Genomic DNA, 17,497 nt, shown 5'->3' with positions numbered 1-17,497 from the left:
CCGCCGGCAACGGACGGCCGGTCAGTTCTCCAGGAGGATGCGGGTGCGGAGGAGGTCGAGCTTGGCCCGGCCATAGCCGGCGCGTTTGAGAAGCTTGACCCTGGTCACCTGACCTTCGACCTGGCCGGAACTCCAGGGGCTGGACAGGCCGGCGACGACCGCGTCCCGGTCGTGGAGGAGTCCGTCGGCGAACTGCCGCAGGGCGGGCAGATCGTGCTGTCTGACCTGCTCGATCCATCCTTCGATGTCTTCGCCGCGGTGCTCGTGCATGAGCGCGCCGAAGGCTCGGACGTGCTCGACTGCGGCGTCGAGTTCGGGGCAGGCCGCCCGGATCTCCTTCAGGCCCACGGCCTCGTCGGGGCGAAGGCGCTCGGGGCGGTTCATGATCCAGCGCAGGGCTCTCCTGGGTTTCGGCAGTGCCGGGGGCGGTGGTGCTGTGACGGTGCCCTGCTTCAGTAGACGGACGTAGGAGTTGACCACGCTCTGGTCTCCTGGGAAGCCCTGGTCGCGTACCTCCCGATGGAGTTGGCCGGCGTTGCGGCATCCCTGGGTGAAGCGCTGGTAGATGTAGGGCTTGTAGTCGTCCAGCAGGGTCCGGCGCTGGGTGACCTTCACCAGCGGCTCGTCGACGTCGGCAGTGCGGGCGTATCGGCGGACGGCGTAGTAGTCGAGGTCCAGGTCACGGCTGATCCTGCGAAGGGACCGGCCCTGGGCAAGGAGTTCCCGGACAGCGCGGTGGCGTTCGCGGATGGTGGCGACGATTCGGCGGGGCCGGCCGCGGTCGTCGAGCATGCCGTCCGGTTCCGCCGGTGCTGCGGTTCTCCGGGCTGGTGCGTGGCCTGGTGGGCTGTGCGGAGGCATCCGTAGTGGCTGGTGACGGCCTTCTCCATGGCCTTGGCGAGGTTGTTCCACAGGTGCCAGGCGTCGGCGAACTGGACGGTCTGAGGGGCGGCTGTCCTGGCGGCTTCCGCGTAGGCGGAGGCGCGATCCCGGCAGATGATCTGGACCTCGGGGTGGTCGGCCAGCCAGCGGGCCACCGGTGCGGCCTCGCGGCCGGGCAGTACGTCGATGGGCCGGCGGGCCTCCAGGTCGACAGACAGCGTGGCGTAGGTATGGCCCTTGAGCAGGGCGAAGTCGTCGATCCCCAGGACCCGGACGGGCCCCGGTTCGGTCAGCGGTGGTCCGCAGCAACCTCAGCAGGGTGTCCTTCGCTGCGGTCATGCTCAGCCTTCGGGCGAGCCGTGTATCGGGCCGTCCGGCCGGCGCCCGGGCGACGCGGCCGAGGAGGTCTCGCAGGACGGGCGTATGCCGGGCGTGCGGCCGGGTCAGTCCTGGAGTCTGCTCGGCGAAGGTGACCGCGCCGGGCACTCGGCCGTCAGGCACTTGAACCGTCGCATCAGCACGACGATCACCACTGGTAGCCCGCCCAACGGCGCGTCCCCGAGCCGCCGCACGTACCGGCCGTGTATTCGGCCCGAGAGCCTCCCACACCCCGGACACCGCGCTGACCGCGTACAGGAACGGGTCCGCAGTACGACCACGCCCGCATCCCGGTGCACCGAATCGACTGCCACGTCCGCCAGATGTGGCAGAACCTCCCGCAAACCCCCTGAACCGCACACCCATCCGAAACGAGCGACGAAGCGTCGCGTCACAAGATCAGTGACAGAGCCCGTTAGCAGGTACGCAGATGGGCGTTCCAGTGCCGCGCTGCTGCCTCCCGTCCGGCGGGTACCCGGTCGGTCGACCAACCCGTCCCGGGCGCGCCGACGCCCCGGGTCGAGGGGTCTCGTCCCGGGGCGTCGTGGGTGCGTGGGCTCAGTGCTCGGCGGGCGGCTCCTGGTGCCACTCGGAGTTCCGGTCGAACCGCAGGACGAGGAGCTTGTCCGCCTCCTGGTTCTGCGCGTGGTCGACGGAACGGTAGAGCAGCCGGTGCTTGCCCTCGCCGGTCACCGGGATCGGGCCGGTGTAGGTCTGCCAGCCCGTGCCGTCGAGGTTGTACTCGGTCATGGCGACGCCGGAGAGGTCGTCGGTGGCGGTAAGGACGACCCGCACCTCGCCCTGGTGGCCGCCCTCGCCCTGGTGGCCGCCGCTGTCCCGGTGCGAGTGGACGCTCGTCCGGGCGGTGGTGACCGGCGGGGTGACGTCCACCGGGAGGTCCATCGCCTCGTCCTCCGGGGTCGCCTCGTTCTCGAGGGTGGGCGCCGGGACGCCGGCCGCCTCGCCGCCGGAGTGACCGACCGCGCCGCCGCGCAGCACGAGGGCGTTCCAGTCGTCGTGCCCGGCGAGCGAGGTCTGGAAGCCGTCGCCGTTGATGTCGACGCCGACCGTGGTGTCGGAGATCCGGCCGTCACAGTTCCAGTCCACGGCGGCCTTGTTCGACTGGACGGTGACGAACTTGCCGACCGTCCCGTCGACGCCGGGGCAGAAGTGGCTGACGTCGTAGAGCGGGGTGGTCGGCGGGTAGACCCGCTCGTCCAGGGCGGTCTCGTTGAGCGACAGGTTCTGCCGCGAGTAGTCGAGGAGGCCCTTGGTCGTCCCCACGGTCAGGCCGAACTGGTAGCTGTAGTTCATCACGCTGAAGTACTGCGGCTCGTGGTTCGGGACGTCGGTGTTGCCGCTGTGCCGCAGGCCGAGGTTGTGGCCGAGCTCGTGCATCAGGGTGCCGGCCTGCTCGTCGACGGTGCCGACGCTGTTGGTGAAGCTGCCCAGGCTGACGATGAGGTCGCTGCCGGGCGTGCCGGCGGAGATCCCGCTGGAGCGGGAGCCGCTCTCCAGGTTGTGCGCGGAGATCGCGTAGTGGAAGATCGGCCCTCGCGCGGTGCTGCGGAAGCCGCCGGTGGCGTTCTTCAGCGCGGTGAAGGCGTCCCACTGGTAGAGGCCGTTGACCTTGGTGCCGAGGTTGGTCGTCTCGGTGAGCTGCTTGGCCCGACTGAGGGTTCCCCAGGTGGTGTTGGTGGCGAAGTCCATGATGCTGTTGGGCCCGGCGTCGATGTGCAGGTTGATGCCGGTGCCGGTCTGCCCGCGCTTGTTGTACGGAGCGTTCTTGAAGGCGTCCACGACCTTCTTGATCGCGGCGGGGTCGATCGCGTGGCTGTGGGCGGTGTTGGCCATCCAGTCGAGCTGGACGAAGACGTCCGGCCGGTTGACGTCGGCGCCCATCGCCTTGAGGTCGATGAACTTGGCGGGGCTGCCGTCGCCCGGGTCGAGGGTGACGCCGTTGAGCTTCCAGGCGTCGGGGATGCCGTCACAGGTCTTGGAGTTGCAGTCGAAGGTCCAGCGGACGGGGGTGTTCTGGTCGGTGCCGCCGGTGTGGCTGATCACGTACCCGGTGGGCGCGGACTCGGTGTAGGCGTTGGCCCCGGTGAAGGGCACGTCCCAGCCGATCCGGGTGGTCGCGCCGTTCTCTCCCTGGACGGTGTAGTCGAGCGTCCCCTTCGTGCCGTACGTGGAGCTGCACGGCCCCACCGTCCAGGTGGCGGTGGTGCCGGCCTGGATCGTCGCGGGTGCGAAGGGGATCACACACCCCTCGGGCACGTTGATGGCGAAGCCGGTCAGGTCGCGATCGCTCTTGTTCTCGAACTGCACCGACACGGTACCGCCCACTCGGCGGGCGGCTGCGGCCGGAGTGATCGCCGCGGCGATGGTGAACAGGGCCAGGACCAGGACGAAGAGCGCCGCGAGCCCGCCTCGCCGGGGCGCCCCGGCGAGGCCCGGCCCGCCCGGGGCGCCGAGAGAACGATCTGCTGTCATGCCGGTCACGCTAGGCGCGCGGTTGACGACACTCCGTCACGACTCGACGGAGTGTCACTCCGACGGCCGCCACCGACCGCCCGGTGCCGGCCCCGTGCCTGACCGCCAGGCGGCAGTGGACCACGACGGGATCTGTTTGACCCTCACGCGGCGTGATGCTGCATTGTCGGTGGCGTGGAAGAGCACCTGACCGTGGGACGCGTGGCCGAGCTGGCGGGCGTGAGCGTCCGCACGCTGCATCACTACGACGAAATCGGCCTCGTGCACCCGTCGGCGCGGACCGCGTCCGGGTACCGGGCCTACTCGCCCGACGACGTCGAGCGGTTGCGGGAGGTGCTCGGCTACCGGCGGCTGGGCTTCGGCCTGCGCGAGGTCGCGGATCTGGTCGACGACCCGAACACCGACGCCGTCGCGCACCTGCACCGGCTGCGCGGTCTGCTGGTGGATCGGCGCGACCACGCCGCCGCGACGGTGACGGCCATCGACCGCGAACTGTCGGCACGGGCCATGGGGATCAGGCCGACACCGGAGGAGCAGCTCAAAGTGTTCGGCGCACAGCTGTACGAAGCCATCGGGTCCGCCTACCCGGTGACGCGGCGCACCGAGCCGCGGATCGCCGCGAGGATCTGGGAGGCGCTCGGGGACGCCCGGACAGTCTTGAACGTCGGGGCCGGCACCGGCTCCTACGAACCCCCGAACCGCGAGGTCACGGCGGTGGAACCGTCGGCCGTCATGCGGGCACAGCGTCCTGCGGGCGCGGCGCCGTGCGTGGCCGCCAGTGCGGAGCGCCTGCCGTTCGCGGACCAGTCCTTCGACGCCGCGATGGCGGTCAGCACCGTTCACCACTGGCCGGACCCGATCGCCGGGCTGCGCGAGCTCAAGCGGGTGGCCCGGCGCGTGGTGGTGTTCACGTACGACGCCAGTACGACCGGCTGGCTCCAGCGGTTCTGGCTCACCCGTGACTACCTGCCGGAATTCGCCCACCTTCTCGTCGGGTGGCCTTCGCTGGCCGACATGGCCCAGGCGATCGGGGGCCGTGCGGAGCCGGTGCTCATCCCGTGGGACTGCGCCGACGGCTTCTTCGAGGCCCACTGGCGCCGCCCCGAGGCGTACCTGGACGATCACGTGCGCCGCGCGGTGTCCGTCTGGACCAGGGTCGGACCGCAGGCCGAGCAGCGAGCGGTGAACATGCTCCGCGACGACCTCTCCTCCGGCCGCTGGGCCGAGCGCAACCGCGACCTCGTCGTCCTCGACGCGGCGGAGCTCGGCCTGCGCCTTCTCGTGGCCTGAACCATCGTGCACGAGAACGCAGCGAGCCGCTTCGGCGTGCGGACGGCTGCCACGTACACACGTTCCCCACGTCATTGACTTGTAGAGAGGTGGATGTGTCGACACGGACCGCGGAAGCGGCGGAGGCGGAGGCGGCGGTACGAGGCAGCCGCGCAGGGGTGTTCTGGCGCTACTGGACCGCCTCGACGGTCAGCCGCCTCGGCGACCAGGTGACGGCCGTGGCGCTGCCGCTGGTCGCCGTGGTCACCCTGCACGCGTCGGCGATCCAGGTCGGTCTGATCACCGCCGCCGCCTATGTCGCCTGGCTGCTGCTCGGACTGCCCGCCGGCGTCCTGGTCCAGCGGCTGCCGCTGCGCGGCATCCAGGTCACGACGGACCTGGTCCGCGGCGCCGCGGTCGCCTCGGTGCCGCTGGCGGCGGCCCTCGGGATGCTCGGGCTTGCGCAGCTGATCGTCGTGGCGCTGCTGGTCGGCTTCGCGAACGTCCTCTTCGACGTGGGCAACTCGACCTTCCTGCCCTCGATCGTCGCCAAGGCTCAGCTCACCTCCCGCAACAGCCTGATCTCCGGCAGCATCGCCGGGACCGAGCTGGCGGGGCCGTCGTTGGGCGGCGTGCTGGTGCAACTCGCGGGCGGATCGGCCGCGATGCTGTTGGACGCGGTCAGCTACCTCGTCTCGGCCGCACTGCTGCGCAGCCTGCCCCGCGCCGAGCAGGCCGAACCGTCGCCGGCCGCCCAACGCCCTGGCCTCCTCGGGCAGGTCGGCGAGGGCTGGCGGTTCGTCGCCCGGCATCCGGTGATCAGGCCGTGCGTGGCCGGCGCCACCGCCGTGAACATCGTCTATGGCGGGTTGATGCCGCTCACCCCGGTCTTCCTGGTCCGCGCCCTCGACGCTCCGGCCACGGTGGTCGGCGCCCTGATGGCCACCGGCGGCATCGGCAGCGTCATCGGCGCCTCCCTCACCCCGCGCCTGGTGGCCCGGATCGGGAGCGGGCGCGCGTTGTGCTGGTCGGCGGTCGTCGCCAGCGCCTTCGCCCTCCTCCTGCCCCTGGCCGGGTCCGGCTGGGCGATGCTGGTCTTCGCCCTCGGCAGCGCCGGCTTCTACGGCGGCGTCGTGGTCACCGCCATCGTCACCCGCACCCATCGCCAGACCCGGACCCCGCCGGAGCTGCTGTCCCGGGTGATGGCCACCGCGCGCTTCGTGTCCTGGAGCACCATCCCGGTCGGCGCCCTCGCCGCGGGCGCCGCCGCCGCGGCGTTCGGCCCCCGCACAGCTCTCCTCCTGCTCGCCCTGGCCTCGGTGGCGAGCCCCGCGATCCTCCTGGCCAGCCCGATCCGCCGCATGCGAGACCTGGCCTGAGCGTCAACATTCCTACGAAGGCTCGCAGTCGACCTCAGCGGTCACCCGGGATGAGCAGCGGGTCGGCCGTCCGGAGCGTGTCGGCGCGGCGCAGGCCACGGCAGGCGGCCCGCAGGTCGTCCGGTCGGCGCGGTGCCGGTCCGTCGCTATTCGGGTGCCCCGGCTCGGCGCGGCCGGAGCGCGGGTCGCGGGATGCGGCTGATCACCGAGCCGATCAGGGTGCCGACGGAGACTCCGAACAGGGCCGACACCGCGGTGAGGACGGCCTGCGCCCCGTTCCCGACCTCGATCTGGGCGGTGTTGAGGAGGCCGAAGGAGCCGGGCACCACGATCCAGAACGCGGGGAGGTAGAGCACCTGCCAGGACGAGCCGCGCCGCACCCAGTGCGCAACGGTGGCGGCGGTGGCGGCGGTGACCGCGCCGGCCAGGCCGCCGACCGCCGGGCCGTTCGCCGCGGCGACCGTGACCTGGACGGCGGCCGTCACCGTGATCACCGCAACGATCCACGGGATGGCGGGCGGCGGGGTGTTGACGTTGATGACGACCCCGGCCACGGCGAGTGCCAGCCCCAGACAGATGACCCACCAACCCGGCTTTGCCACCTCAGTGTTGGCCAGTACGGAGGGGGGAGATCCGGTGGCGGTGACGGCAGCGACCACACCGGTGAGGAAGAGCGCCAGCTGGACGGAGCCGGACACCAGTCTGGCCGTCCCGGCGCTGGCCGCACCCGCGGCGATCTCCGACAGTCCGGTCACCAGAAGGCCACCGGGCAGCAGAATGGCCAGAGTGGCGACGATGGTGCGCAGCGGCCCGTCCAGCAGCGAGGCCCGGGCGGCCCCCAGCACCACGACGGAGACGAGGAACCCGGCGGTGACCGGCAGCAGCGGCCGCAGCAGCGGCAGCCGGCGCGCCGTCATGGTCAGGCCCATCACGATCAGCGAGCCGATCGCGGCGGCGACGACGTTCGCAAGCACGGGTTGCAGGTAGAGACACAGCCCCACCCCGACCGGCAGCATCCCGAGGTCCGCGACCCAGGCGGGCCACCGGGCCGGCGCCCGGCGGATCGAGTCCAGGTCGCGCAGCGCCCGGTGCCCGTCGAGTCCACCCGCGCGCAGCCGGTGCACCAGGTCGAGGATGTCGGCCGTCTGCTCGAACCGCAACGCCGGGCCGACGGGCTCGAAGACCGTCGCGTCGTCTGCGTCCAGCGCGACGAACAGGCCGGTGGTCAGCGCGGCGATCCGCGCATCGGGCGCCGCCAGCGCCCGTCCGAGCCGGCGCAACTCCTCTTCCACGTCGTGGACGGGCAGGCCGCCGCTCAACAGGCCCGCCCCGAGTTCGAGCAGGAGGCGGCGCCGCGGGTCGGCCGGGCCGTCGGGGCCCTGAACCGGTGGATATCTGCTGGACATGGCGCGAATGGTCGCATACCCGCCGCTTTCCCCCGTGTTGCGCACCGGGGCGAGGTTTTGCCAAACGGTCGACCAACGACCGTCCCGGCTCGGATAGCTTCGCGGTATTCCCCGAACGAGAACGGCGGGCTGCTCGTGCCTTGGCGCGCGGCGTTCCGCCAGGAGGTGTGTCATGACTTCGATCGACGTCGCAAAGACAGCGGCCGCCCTGCCCGACGCGTGGAACTCCCGCACCCTGGGGCGGGTGGGAACGGCCAGTGTGAAAGTCCTCCGCATGGACGACAGCCCGGTCCCGGAGGAGTCCCACGGGGCCGACGAGCTTCTGCTGGTGCTCGACGGACGGCTGGAGCTCCGGATAGCGGGCGCCGAAGTCACCGTGCAGGCAGGCGAGATGTACCGGGTGCCGGCCGGCGCACCACACGCCGTCCGGCCCGGTAGCCACGGCACCCTGGTGATCGTCGAGGAACCCGGAGCGTGACAGCCGGCCCGGCGCCGGCACCCGACCGGCCGACTGACCGACTGGCCGACTGGCCGGCCCGTCGACCTCGGTCGGCGTCGAGAGCTGTCAGCCGGTGCCGTGCGGTCGAGGGTTTCCGCGCGGCTTGAGGGCGGTGCCGGGGAGGGTGGGGGCGGGAAGGCGGTTGCCGGGGTAGCCCGGGACGGTGCCGAAGCGGTCGGAGTTGCGCTGCCACTCCTCACGGGCTTCGACGATGTCCTGGTGGGTCCGGCCGATGAAGTTCCACCACATGACGATCCGCTCCTCGAAGGGCGGGCCGCCGAGCAGGACCATCCGGGCCGGGGCGTCGGTGGTATTGGTGAGGGTCAGGCTGGCGGCGCCGGGGGCGAGGTAGCCGAGGTCGGCGGAGCGGAGCGGCGTCCCCGCCATCCGGATGTCGCCGCGGTCGACGAGCAGGCCGTGCTCGAAGGCGGGGTCGACGGTGAGCGTCGTGGTCGCGTGCGGCCGAAGGGTGAGTTCGGCGCCGAGGAGGGGGGTGAAGGTGGGGACGGGCGAGGTGTCGCCGGCGAGGCTGCCGAGGAAGACCCGTGCTTCGCCGCCGCCGTCCAGCAGTACGGGTTGCGGGACATGGTGCCGGAAGTCGCGCGCGGTGTGGCGGTGCTGCTCCGGCAGGGCCACCCAGAGCTGGACGCCGTGCAGCACGGTGGTCGCGGAGGTGGAGACCTCGGAGTGGCTGATGCCGTGTCCGCCCGTCATGATGTTCAACTCGCCGGGCCGGACGAGGGCGTGGACCCCGAGGCTGTCCCGGTGCTCGATCTCGCCGCTGAAGAGCCAGCTGACCGTCTGCAGTCCGGTGTGGGGGTGCGGGGCGACGTCCATGCCGCCGGTCTCGGCGACGTCGTCCGGGCCGTAGTGGTCGACGAAACACCAGGCGCCGATCAAGGGCCGGGTCCGCTGCGGCAGGGTGCGCCGAACCGTCATCGCGCGCGGCCCGCCGAGCGGGACGTCCCGTGCGGGCAGGACCTCCACGTACGGTTCCTGCGGACCGGTCCCTCCGCCTGCCGGAGTGTCGCCGTGCGGCGCGACGGAATCTGCCTGGATGGTGCTCACGATGTGGTGTCCCCGCTCGCAGAATGGTTCTAGATTCAACTATCATGGCATGGAGACAGCGACAGGTGACAGTGCTTCTGCGGGAGGGCCTCGGATGAGTGACGCGACAGCGGGCAACGAACAACAGCGGGTGTTCGTCGACAAGCAGAGCCCCCACGCCTACCAGGCGCTGCTCGCGACCGCCGAGGCGGTCCGGAAGGTCGCGGCGGAGGCCGGGCTGGACCGCAGGCTGGTGGAACTGGTCAACCTGCGGGTGTCGCAGATCAACGGCTGTGCGTACTGCCTCGATGTGCACACCAGGGCCGCGGTGCGGGCCGGCGAGACCGTTCAGCGCCTGAGTACGCTCCCGGCGTGGCGCGACACCGAACTGTTCACGTCGCAGGAGCGTGCGGCCCTCGCCCTCGCCGAGGCGACCACCAGTCCGGCGGACGCCGCCGCCCAGGAGCACGCGTACGCCGCCGCACGCGCGGTGCTGACGGACAACCAGCTGTCGGCGGTGGTCTGGGTGGCGATCACCATCAACGCCTTCAACCGCGTGTCCATCCTGAGCAAGCACCCGGTGCACCCGATCCCGCCCCGATAGCACCGGCGGCGGGATCGGCGGCGGGCGACGGTGGCCGCCGGACGGCTCCCGGTCCTCGCCGAACACCCGTCAGGAGGTGCTACTCAGGCGCCTGGAAGCCGCCGATCGCCTGCTCGAGCAGTTCGGCCAGCCGCAGCGGGGTGCGGTCCTCGAACATCGGACCGATGAGCTGCACTCCCACCGGCAGGCCCTCCGGGGACCGGCCCGCAGGTACGGCGGTGGCGGGCAGGCCGGGCATGGTGGCCACGCCGGCCCAGACCAGCTGGTCGAGGTACGGGTACGCAACACCGTCGATGTCGATCCGGCGCGCCAGCGAATCGGGATGGTGGTCGTGCGGGAACGCGGGAGTGGGCGTGATGGGACACACCACGGCGTCGTACTCGGCGAAGAGTCGCCGCCAGGCGTCGCGGTGGAGCTCGCGACGGTTGTCCGCCCCGATCCAGTCGCGGTGGCTGAGCACCATGCCGCGCAGCCGAGCCGCGCCGAGACTCAGGTCCTCTGCGCTCAGTCCGGCGGCGCGGGTCCGCAGTTGCTCGTACGCTTCGGCGGGAAAACGTGCAGCGGAGTTCGCGAACAGCAGCTGCGTGTAGAGCACGGCGGCTTCGGTCAGGTCGGGCAGCAGCGGACTGTGCCGTTCGACGCGGGCGCCGCCGTCGACGAGCGCGTCGGCCACCCGGTTCACACCCGCCCGCACGGCGGCTCCGGTCGGGATGAGCGGATGCTCGTCGAGGACCAGGACCCGGAAGTCGCTGAGGCGCTCGTGGCGCGAGGGAGGCAGCGCCAGGCCGTACGCCACACCGAACGTCAGCGGGTCCGGTCCGGCCATGACGTCGAGCAGCAGCGTCAGGTCGCGGGCACTGCGGGCCATCGGGCCGACGACGGCGAGGTCGAGTTCGGTCGGCAGGGCAGGCGCGGGCGGCGGGACCATGCCGCGGCTCGCCGCCAGCCCGAGTGTCGGCTTGTGTGCGTAGACACCGCAGAAGTGTGCGGGGGTGCGCAGCGAACCGCCGATGTCGGAGCCGATGGACAGCGCGCCGAATCCGGACGCCAGGGCCGCCGCCGATCCGCCGGAGGACCCACCCGGCGTGCGGGCGTGGTCCCACGGGTTCCTGGTGGTGCCGTAGATCTCGTTGAAGCTCTGCACGTCCTGCAGCCCCACGGGCACATTGGTCTTGCCGAGCACCACCGCGCCTGCGGCCTTGAGCCGCGACACCTGCACCGCGTCCTCGACCGGTATGTGGTCCCGGTGCGGCGGCATGCCCCAGGTCGTGGGCAGCCCGGCGATGTCGTAGGACTCCTTGACCGTCACCGGAATGCCGAGCAGCGGCCGGTCCTCACCGCCGGCACGCGCCCGGTCGGCCGCGCGCGCGGTGGCCCGGGCACGGTCGAAGTCCGGTACACAGATCGCGTTGATCGTCTTGTCGTCCCGCTCGATTCTGGCGATCGCCTCCTCGGTCAGTTCCGTCGAGGTCACTTCACCCGTACGCAGAGCAGCCGCGAGTTGTTCGGCCGTCCGAAAGCTCCAGTCCATGGATCGGACCGTACCCGCCTCCGGAACAGGCCACGAAACACCGCTTCGCGCAACGGGGTTGTTCCGGCAATGCACCGTCCCGCGGGTCACGCCGTGCGCACGTCCGTTGTCACACCACCGGCTGCTGTCGCGCCATGTCGCCGTAGCCTCCGGCCTCCCAGACCACCGCTCGGAACTCCTGCAAGGTGAGAGCCCGTGACGGCTCGCCGGCTGCGGCGGCCGGGAAGTGGGCGGTACCGCACCGCTCGCAGTACCAGCCCTGCGCCCAGAGGCGCTCAGCGGCCGGACGGCCTGTCATCAGCTCCTGGAACTCCGCTCGTCGCCGCGCGGCGGCGACGATGAGCACCACCGCCGTCAGCAGCGCGAGCGCTGATATCCAGCCGAGGAAGGCGAGGTTCGGCCGGGCCTGAACCGCGTCGTGGACGAAACCCCCGTACGTCACATGCATGGGGTTTCCGTCGGGCCCTGTCGTCCAGTACCCCTCGGCTCCCTGCGCCGGCTGCTCGTCGCTGAACCAGTGGCCGCCGGCCGCTCCTCCGATGAAGGTCGCGATCGAGACCAGACCGGCGAGCACACTCAGCGCCCAGAACGGTGAGGTCCGACGAGCCGGAGCCGGGGCCAGGGCGGCCGACAGTGCTGAGGTCACCTGGCGGGTGACGGTTCTCCTGGGGTCGTCGCCCCGCGCGGGGACCACCTCCGTGACCTGGTCCCGCCCGGCGAGGTACACCGCCGGAACGCCCGTCACCCGGTCCGAGAGACCACAGCTCGGGCATGGCTGCAGCCGGGGCCGCTCAGGTCCCGGTCCAGTGTCGTTGATGTCCATCACTGCTCCCCCGTGGCGTGCTGACGGTTCAGCACCTCGGCCAGGGTAGCCAGCCGCCGTGGGCTCTCCAAGGGCATGGCGCCGGGAGATCTCACCCTCGCCGGCACTCACGAGGACGACACGGCCTGCCTCCTGTCTCAAGGCCGGCCGCGGAACCACCCGGCGCCGGCCGGGCCCTGTTCCGGCAGTGGCTTTGCCGTGACAGGGCCGAGCAGGGCAAGGCCGTTCGTCCGGGCTCGCCCGAGGCCGTCAGGCCCGTACGAGGTGCCGGGGAGCGCCCGCGCGAGATCCGGGGCCTCCCCGATGGGCGGCCTCGGCGGGATCGTCAGTCCGGGATCCAGCACTCCTTGTGCCAGCAGAGGTCGGCCGGGTGCACGATGCCTGCGGGCGCAGCGGGCCGGGAGACGGCCGAGGCGGTGGTCGCGCTGAAGCCGAGCAGGGTGGTGACGGTGATCGTGGCCGCAGCGGCCGCCTTGATCCAGGTGGCGTACTTCATGGAGATGGCTCCTTGGTGATCGGTTTTCGACAGTCCGGAACAGGGGACGAGCTGGGCGGCCCGGCCTGCGGCGGTCCTGCGATGCTGGCAGCGGACGTCCGCGGCGGGCGATCATTTCGACCGGAACCGAATAGCGGCGAATCCACGCGAAACACCCGGCAGCGGCATCACCGTCGCGTCTCCCCGCCGCCGGCAGCACCGCTGTCGGCGTCCGGCTGTCGACAGCGGACTCGCGGGCGACCACGAGGGCTTCCGTGACACTCTGTCGACCGCGACGACATTCCACGGCCACCCTGGGTCAGCAATGGCGAACAAATTCCCCCCGGGGGGGCGGGCGTCCTGCACCCGACGCCGTCCACCCGCGAACGGTCTTGATTCTGTCCGGGCAACGGCGAAGACTGGTAAGTGGCCTGCAAGGTCGGCCGCTCATAGGAATCTCCGCCACGAAAGACCTCGCCATGAAAGCTCAGCTGTTTCCCGGAATTCGGCAGATCCACACCTACACGCCGGGCGATCTACTCCTGGCCGAGGACGGGCTGGCGACGCCGCTGATGACCCCCTCCCTGACGCCTGCCTTTTTCGTCGCCGGCCCACCGGCCGACCCGGCCGATAAGGACCTCCTGGACATCATCAAGCCGGCGGCCGACGACTATCCCGCCCTCAGCACCTCGTTACAGGTTCTCAAATTCGACCCTGAAGACGTGGTGAAATATCACAAAATCCTCGGGTCCGTCATCAATTTCGCCACCGGGATTGTGTGGGGCGTGGGTGCGGTACTCACCGTCGCCAGCGTTCTCAAGACGGTGTTCGGCGACAAGGAGGACACCACCAGGAAACAGCTGGAATCCATCAGCGAGCGGGTCGACCAGATCTACGGCTACCTGGCTCATGCCGAACGGCAGGGACTGCACCGGGAAGCCGTGGAATGGCGCGGCACGCTCGACAAGGTACGCAACGCCGTCAACAACGCCAGGATCTCCCGGTCACCGTCGAACCTGGACGAGCTCGTACGGTTGAAGGGCGAGATCGACGGCAATCTCGCGTTGATGCTCGACCCCGGGAACGGCGTCATCTCGTTCCAGCGCGCCGCGTACGGCTATGTCCCCGCCTCGTCCCACTGGATCGACTGCTGCGCCTCGCCGTACATGACGCTGACGGACGGCACCCCGCTGAACTACAAGGACCCCGCCCAGGAGCTCCGATCGGAGATCTGGGACCCCGGCCACTACATCGACGTACTCCTCAATTCCCTGACCGACCGACTCATGCTCCTCGCCACGACGGAGCCGGCGTTCCGGTCGACGGGCTACGACCTCACCCAGATCAAAAACCTGATCTCAAAGCTCGGGGAGTTCATCCTCCGCTGGCAGAACGCCATCATCGTCGCGGATCCGGTAGTCGGCATCAACGGCGGACGGCAACTACTGAACCCGCTGGACCGCGTGCCTCCCGGCATCGTGGTCGGTGCCGTCGAACCCGTCGTCGGGGTGGCCTTCTACGAGCCCTATTGGGCCGGTTTCCCCGTCACCACGATATGGCACGGCTCGATCCTCGCGAAGGGACAGCCGGACGAGACAAAGGCTGCCGACCCCGCGGTCGCCCTCGCGCGCGCCGTCGATCTCCAGTCCCAGCTGACCCGCGGCGCGCTGGCGGCCAGCGGCATCGGTCGTCTGAAGGAACTGCGGGCCCGGCTCCAGGACCTCCTGGCCTGGACTTCGGTCGGATCGGACTTCGTCAACCTGCCCGATCCCACCTTCACGCTTGTCGACCTCCAAGGGCCGGCCCCGGTGATGGAGACCGTCGACCTCGGCTTCGTCGGCACGTACAGCAAGCATCCCGGCCGCAAGTACGAGGGGCTGCGCTACACGCAGACCTTCGAGAAGCACTTCCGCTTCGACATGCCACTGAGAACCGACCGCTCGCTCATCCAGCTCGGCTACCGGATGGAGATCGACGGGCAGAACATCCCCCTGACGACCTACTCGGTGACTCCCCCCGAGGGTCACGCGGACCGTTTCCCGACCCAGCCGGTCTCGGTCGAGGTCCAGCACCCGGAGGGAACGGTCTACGACGTCTACCAGTCGGAGATCTTCACGTCGTGGGACGAGGACCAGTTCGAGGGCGGCGACGTCATCGGCCCGAAGGAAGCGCTGGCGCTCGTGCACGGCTGGCCCTTCGTCAAGCCCGAGCGACTGTTCCTCAACGAACGCCAGGGTCCGGTCGCCTTCGCGGTCGACGTCTCCTTCAGCGCCGATCTCACCAGCCCCGACCAGCCGTTCGTCGGGCACACCGACGTCACCGTACGCAACCTCGACCCAGAACGGTGCAGGGATGGAGCGATCCTGGACGTGCGTGTCTACGAGCGGCGCGTGATCGACGAGTCCGGAGGCACCGACGAGTTCCTCGCCGACACCATGACGATCCACCTGGTCCCGAGCTTCCTCGTCCTCGGAGCGGACTACTTCGACGACCGCCGTGACGGCATGGCAGCGATAGACACCATCTTCGGCGGGGCCAACTCGAAGTACCTGCGCCAGGAACAGGACCATCTGCCGTTCCACCCGGAATGGCAGATGCGGCGGCAGGCGCTCGAAGAGACCGCGAAGCTCAGGGCTCTCGAGACGTTCCAGCGCGAGGAGCCGGACACCGCGGCGCAGGTGCTGAGCCGGTTCCGCCTGCCCGACGGCGGCGGTGGCGGCTGAAGGAAGGGTGGTACGGGCAAGCGGTTGCAGGCGGGGGTCCCGGGGCGACCGGGCTTCTGGCCGTAGTGCGAGAGCCGTCCTACCGGGCGAGCGGTTGCAGGCGAGGGTCCCGGGCCGACCCGAGCGCGACCACCGCAGCGCATGCGGCGACCCCGATCAGGCCCGGGCCGACCCCGATGCCGAGGACGAGCAGCAGCGCGCCGAGGCAGCCGCCGACGAACATCCCGGCCACCGTGCCCAGCCGTCGCAGCCGGGCGTCGACCGGCGCCGCCGGTTCCGCCGTTCGGAACGGGAGCACGTCGACCGCCAGCTTGACCAGCGCCATCTGGACGACCGTGGTCGGCATGTCGGGCACCCCGGCCTCCAGGCCGACCCGGTTGCGCCAGCCCATCGCGAGCGCCACCAGCACGATGACCACCAGCGCCTCGTCCGCCGTCGGATCCGCTGTCCCGGCGACCGCCACGCAGTAGATCCCGGCCGCGCCCACCAGCGTCGCCTCCACCACCATGGCGAGTGCGAACCAGCGACGGCCCCGCTCGGCCAGCACCGTGATCAGCCGGTACGCGGCCGCCGCCCCGAGGACGAACGCCAGCAGCGCAAAGGCCGGCCGGGCGACCGGCGTGGACGGCTCCCCCGCCACGGCGAAACTCAGCAGCAGGACGTTGCCGGTGGCGAGCGCCGCGAAGGCCCGGCCCAACCCCAGGAAGGTCAGCGCGTCGACCGCCCCGGTGGTGACCGTCAGGACCGTCAGCACGATCTCGATCCGGAGCCGGCCCCGCTGCGGTCCGTCCACCGACCCAGCATCCCGACCGCCCCGCCGCACGCCCCGTCAACACACCGCAAGCTCCGACCGGTCCGTCCGGCGGGGCGCCGCCCGGGTGATCCCGTTCGCCCGAACGGCGCCTGCCGGCCCGGCGCGCAGCCGACATCCGCGGCCCCGGCGGCTACCGTCACCACGCATGGACGACCGGCCGCAGGACGCCGACCGGCCCGCCCCCGGCCGCGCGCCGTTCCGCCCCGAGCCGCTCGGCAGCCGGGCCGCGCCCCCCTCGCACGTCTGGTACGCGGCGTACGGCTCCAACATGCACGCCGCCCGCCTCGCCCTCTACCTCCGCGGTGGCCGCGCGCCGAACGGCGGCCACGTCTACCCGGGCTGCCGGGACAAGCGGCTTCCCGAGCGCTCGCTGCCGGTGCTGCTGCCTGGCACCCTCTACTTCGCGCTGACCTCGCACGTCTGGGGCGGCGGCATGGCGTTCCACGACACGGCGCAGGCGGGCCGGATGCCCGCCCGCGCCTACCTGCTGACCGCCGGGCAGTTCGCCGACCTCGCCGCGCAGGAGATGCACCGCGAGCCGTACGCCGACCTCGACCTCAGCACGGCCCTGGCCACCGGGCGCCAGCGCCTCGGGCCGGGCCGGTACGAGACGGTGGTCTGCGCGGGGGCGATCGACGGCATCCCGGTGCTCGGGTTCACGGCCCCCTGGGACCTCCGGGACGCCGAACTCAACGCCCCCAGCACCGCCTACCTCCGTGTCCTCGCCGCCGGCCTCGCCGAGAGCCACGGCTGGAGCGCGGAGCGCGCCGCCGGCTACCTCGCGGGCCGCCCCGGCGCCGGCGGCCACTGGACCCCGCAGCGGCTGCTCGCCGCCCTCCGCGACGCTCCCGCTGACCGCTGACCGCTGACCGCCGACCGCCGACCGCCGATCCGCCTGGGCGGGAGTTCCGGGACGCACTCGCCGGCTCACCCCACCTCGGGGTCGCCCGGCCGCCATCCCGCGATGCCCGGGCAGACGCCGCACGCCGCCGCCCCGCGCTGCGCGAACCACCGGCAGTCGCCGCGGATGCCGCAGTCGGGGAACGGCCGCTCCAGCGCGCCGACCGGCCGGACCTCGCACTCCGCACCGCTCGCCGGGGCGTCCAGCGCCCGGTCGATCACCCCGCACGCCTCGCCCGTCCACTGCGCGCAGCCGCCCTCGGCGCACGGTCCG

16 protein-coding genes and 1 pseudogene are annotated in these 17,497 nt (G+C 71.4%); 6 read left to right on the top strand and 11 right to left on the bottom strand.

Annotation, left to right across the window (positions count from 1 at the left end; translation table 11 throughout):
* Positions 1 to 21: 21 nt before the first annotated feature.
* From FHR36_RS40450 to FHR36_RS37315, 4 genes are all read right to left on the bottom strand, one after another.
* Positions 22 to 480 carry a transposase gene (locus FHR36_RS40450; protein ID WP_407660905.1) on the bottom strand — a complete coding sequence of 153 codons (459 nt, stop codon included), beginning with the start codon at positions 478 to 480 and terminating at the stop codon, positions 22 to 24.
* A gap of 131 nt (positions 481 to 611) precedes the next feature.
* Positions 612 to 1,142: a transposase gene (locus FHR36_RS40445; protein WP_407660904.1), complete on the bottom strand. Its 531-nt coding sequence runs from the start codon at positions 1,140 to 1,142 to the stop codon at positions 612 to 614.
* 183 nt (positions 1,143 to 1,325) lie between these two features.
* Positions 1,326 to 1,541 (bottom strand): transposase family protein, encoded by a 216-nt coding sequence (locus FHR36_RS40440; protein WP_407660903.1) that lies wholly within the window; start codon positions 1,539 to 1,541, stop codon positions 1,326 to 1,328.
* A 277-nt stretch (positions 1,542 to 1,818) separates the two neighbouring features.
* Complete coding sequence (locus FHR36_RS37315) at positions 1,819 to 3,753, bottom strand: OmpL47-type beta-barrel domain-containing protein (protein ID WP_253804632.1); 1,935 nt, start codon at positions 3,751 to 3,753, stop codon at positions 1,819 to 1,821.
* A 174-nt stretch (positions 3,754 to 3,927) separates the two neighbouring features.
* Between FHR36_RS37315 and FHR36_RS37310 the strand changes: the two genes are divergently transcribed.
* On the top strand, positions 3,928 to 5,043 hold the full coding sequence (locus tag FHR36_RS37310) for a MerR family transcriptional regulator (protein ID WP_253804631.1): 1,116 nt from the start codon (positions 3,928 to 3,930) through the stop codon (positions 5,041 to 5,043).
* Positions 5,044 to 5,138: 95 nt separating this feature from the next.
* Positions 5,139 to 6,401 (top strand): MFS transporter, encoded by a 1,263-nt coding sequence (locus FHR36_RS37305; protein ID WP_253804630.1) that lies wholly within the window; start codon positions 5,139 to 5,141, stop codon positions 6,399 to 6,401.
* A 146-nt stretch (positions 6,402 to 6,547) separates the two neighbouring features.
* Here FHR36_RS37305 and FHR36_RS37300 read toward each other — a convergent pair whose 3' ends face one another.
* Entirely contained in the window at positions 6,548 to 7,807 is a 1,260-nt protein-coding gene (locus FHR36_RS37300; RefSeq protein ID WP_253804629.1) for a threonine/serine exporter family protein, read from the bottom strand.
* 172 nt (positions 7,808 to 7,979) lie between these two features.
* Between FHR36_RS37300 and FHR36_RS37295 the strand changes: the two genes are divergently transcribed.
* Positions 7,980 to 8,285 (top strand): cupin domain-containing protein, encoded by a 306-nt coding sequence (locus FHR36_RS37295; protein ID WP_253804628.1) that lies wholly within the window; start codon positions 7,980 to 7,982, stop codon positions 8,283 to 8,285.
* 87 nt (positions 8,286 to 8,372) lie between these two features.
* Here the strand turns inward: FHR36_RS37295 and FHR36_RS37290 are convergent, their stop codons facing one another.
* The gene (locus FHR36_RS37290) at positions 8,373 to 9,293 is read right to left on the bottom strand and encodes a pirin family protein (protein ID WP_253805012.1); all 921 of its coding nucleotides are present in this window, start codon (positions 9,291 to 9,293) and stop codon (positions 8,373 to 8,375) included.
* Between the two features lie 175 nt (positions 9,294 to 9,468).
* Between FHR36_RS37290 and FHR36_RS37285 the strand changes: the two genes are divergently transcribed.
* Complete coding sequence (locus FHR36_RS37285; RefSeq protein WP_253804627.1) at positions 9,469 to 9,957, top strand: carboxymuconolactone decarboxylase family protein; 489 nt, start codon at positions 9,469 to 9,471, stop codon at positions 9,955 to 9,957.
* A 79-nt stretch (positions 9,958 to 10,036) separates the two neighbouring features.
* On the opposite strand, the gene FHR36_RS37280 is transcribed toward FHR36_RS37285, so the two are convergent.
* The 3 genes from FHR36_RS37280 to FHR36_RS37270 all read right to left on the bottom strand — a co-directional run bounded on the left by FHR36_RS37280 (position 10,037) and on the right by FHR36_RS37270 (position 12,807).
* Positions 10,037 to 11,488: an amidase gene (locus tag FHR36_RS37280; RefSeq protein ID WP_253804626.1), complete on the bottom strand. Its 1,452-nt coding sequence runs from the start codon at positions 11,486 to 11,488 to the stop codon at positions 10,037 to 10,039.
* A 109-nt stretch (positions 11,489 to 11,597) separates the two neighbouring features.
* Positions 11,598 to 12,134: a hypothetical protein gene (locus FHR36_RS37275; protein WP_253804625.1), complete on the bottom strand. Its 537-nt coding sequence runs from the start codon at positions 12,132 to 12,134 to the stop codon at positions 11,598 to 11,600.
* A gap of 502 nt (positions 12,135 to 12,636) precedes the next feature.
* Complete coding sequence (locus tag FHR36_RS37270) at positions 12,637 to 12,807, bottom strand: hypothetical protein (RefSeq protein ID WP_253804624.1); 171 nt, start codon at positions 12,805 to 12,807, stop codon at positions 12,637 to 12,639.
* Positions 12,808 to 13,265: 458 nt separating this feature from the next.
* Here FHR36_RS37270 and FHR36_RS37265 point away from each other — a divergent pair, with 458 nt between their 5' ends.
* Positions 13,266 to 15,509 carry a hypothetical protein gene (locus FHR36_RS37265; RefSeq protein WP_253804623.1) on the top strand — a complete coding sequence of 748 codons (2,244 nt, stop codon included), beginning with the start codon at positions 13,266 to 13,268 and terminating at the stop codon, positions 15,507 to 15,509.
* A 79-nt stretch (positions 15,510 to 15,588) separates the two neighbouring features.
* Here the strand turns inward: FHR36_RS37265 and FHR36_RS37260 are convergent, their stop codons facing one another.
* A complete protein-coding gene (locus FHR36_RS37260; protein WP_253804622.1) occupies positions 15,589 to 16,302 on the bottom strand; it encodes a YoaK family protein in 714 nt (237 codons plus the stop codon).
* A gap of 166 nt (positions 16,303 to 16,468) precedes the next feature.
* Here FHR36_RS37260 and FHR36_RS37255 point away from each other — a divergent pair, with 166 nt between their 5' ends.
* The gene (locus tag FHR36_RS37255; RefSeq protein WP_253804621.1) at positions 16,469 to 17,185 is read left to right on the top strand and encodes a histone deacetylase; all 717 of its coding nucleotides are present in this window, start codon (positions 16,469 to 16,471) and stop codon (positions 17,183 to 17,185) included.
* 65 nt (positions 17,186 to 17,250) lie between these two features.
* Here the strand turns inward: FHR36_RS37255 and FHR36_RS37250 are convergent.
* Positions 17,251 to 17,497, bottom strand: a pseudogene (locus FHR36_RS37250) (hypothetical protein); the annotation flags it as partial.

Source organism: Kitasatospora cinereorecta (assembly GCF_024172095.1).
Classification (GTDB): Bacteria; Actinomycetota; Actinomycetes; order Streptomycetales; family Streptomycetaceae; genus Kitasatospora; species Kitasatospora cinereorecta.
This window is presented reverse-complemented; position numbering and strand designations above follow the sequence as displayed.

Coding starts and splice junctions, on each gene's coding strand:
- FHR36_RS37315 (WP_253804632.1), bottom strand. CDS start 3,753: ATGACAGCAGATCGTTCTCTCGGCGCCCCGGGCGGGCCGGGCCTCGCC.
- FHR36_RS37300 (WP_253804629.1), bottom strand. CDS start 7,807: ATGTCCAGCAGATATCCACCGGTTCAGGGCCCCGACGGCCCGGCCGAC.
- FHR36_RS37295 (WP_253804628.1), top strand. CDS start 7,980: ATGACTTCGATCGACGTCGCAAAGACAGCGGCCGCCCTGCCCGACGCG.
- FHR36_RS37285 (WP_253804627.1), top strand. CDS start 9,469: ATGAGTGACGCGACAGCGGGCAACGAACAACAGCGGGTGTTCGTCGAC.
- FHR36_RS37280 (WP_253804626.1), bottom strand. CDS start 11,488: ATGGACTGGAGCTTTCGGACGGCCGAACAACTCGCGGCTGCTCTGCGT.
- FHR36_RS37270 (WP_253804624.1), bottom strand. CDS start 12,807: ATGAAGTACGCCACCTGGATCAAGGCGGCCGCTGCGGCCACGATCACC.
- FHR36_RS37265 (WP_253804623.1), top strand. CDS start 13,266: ATGAAAGCTCAGCTGTTTCCCGGAATTCGGCAGATCCACACCTACACG.
- FHR36_RS37255 (WP_253804621.1), top strand. CDS start 16,469: ATGGACGACCGGCCGCAGGACGCCGACCGGCCCGCCCCCGGCCGCGCG.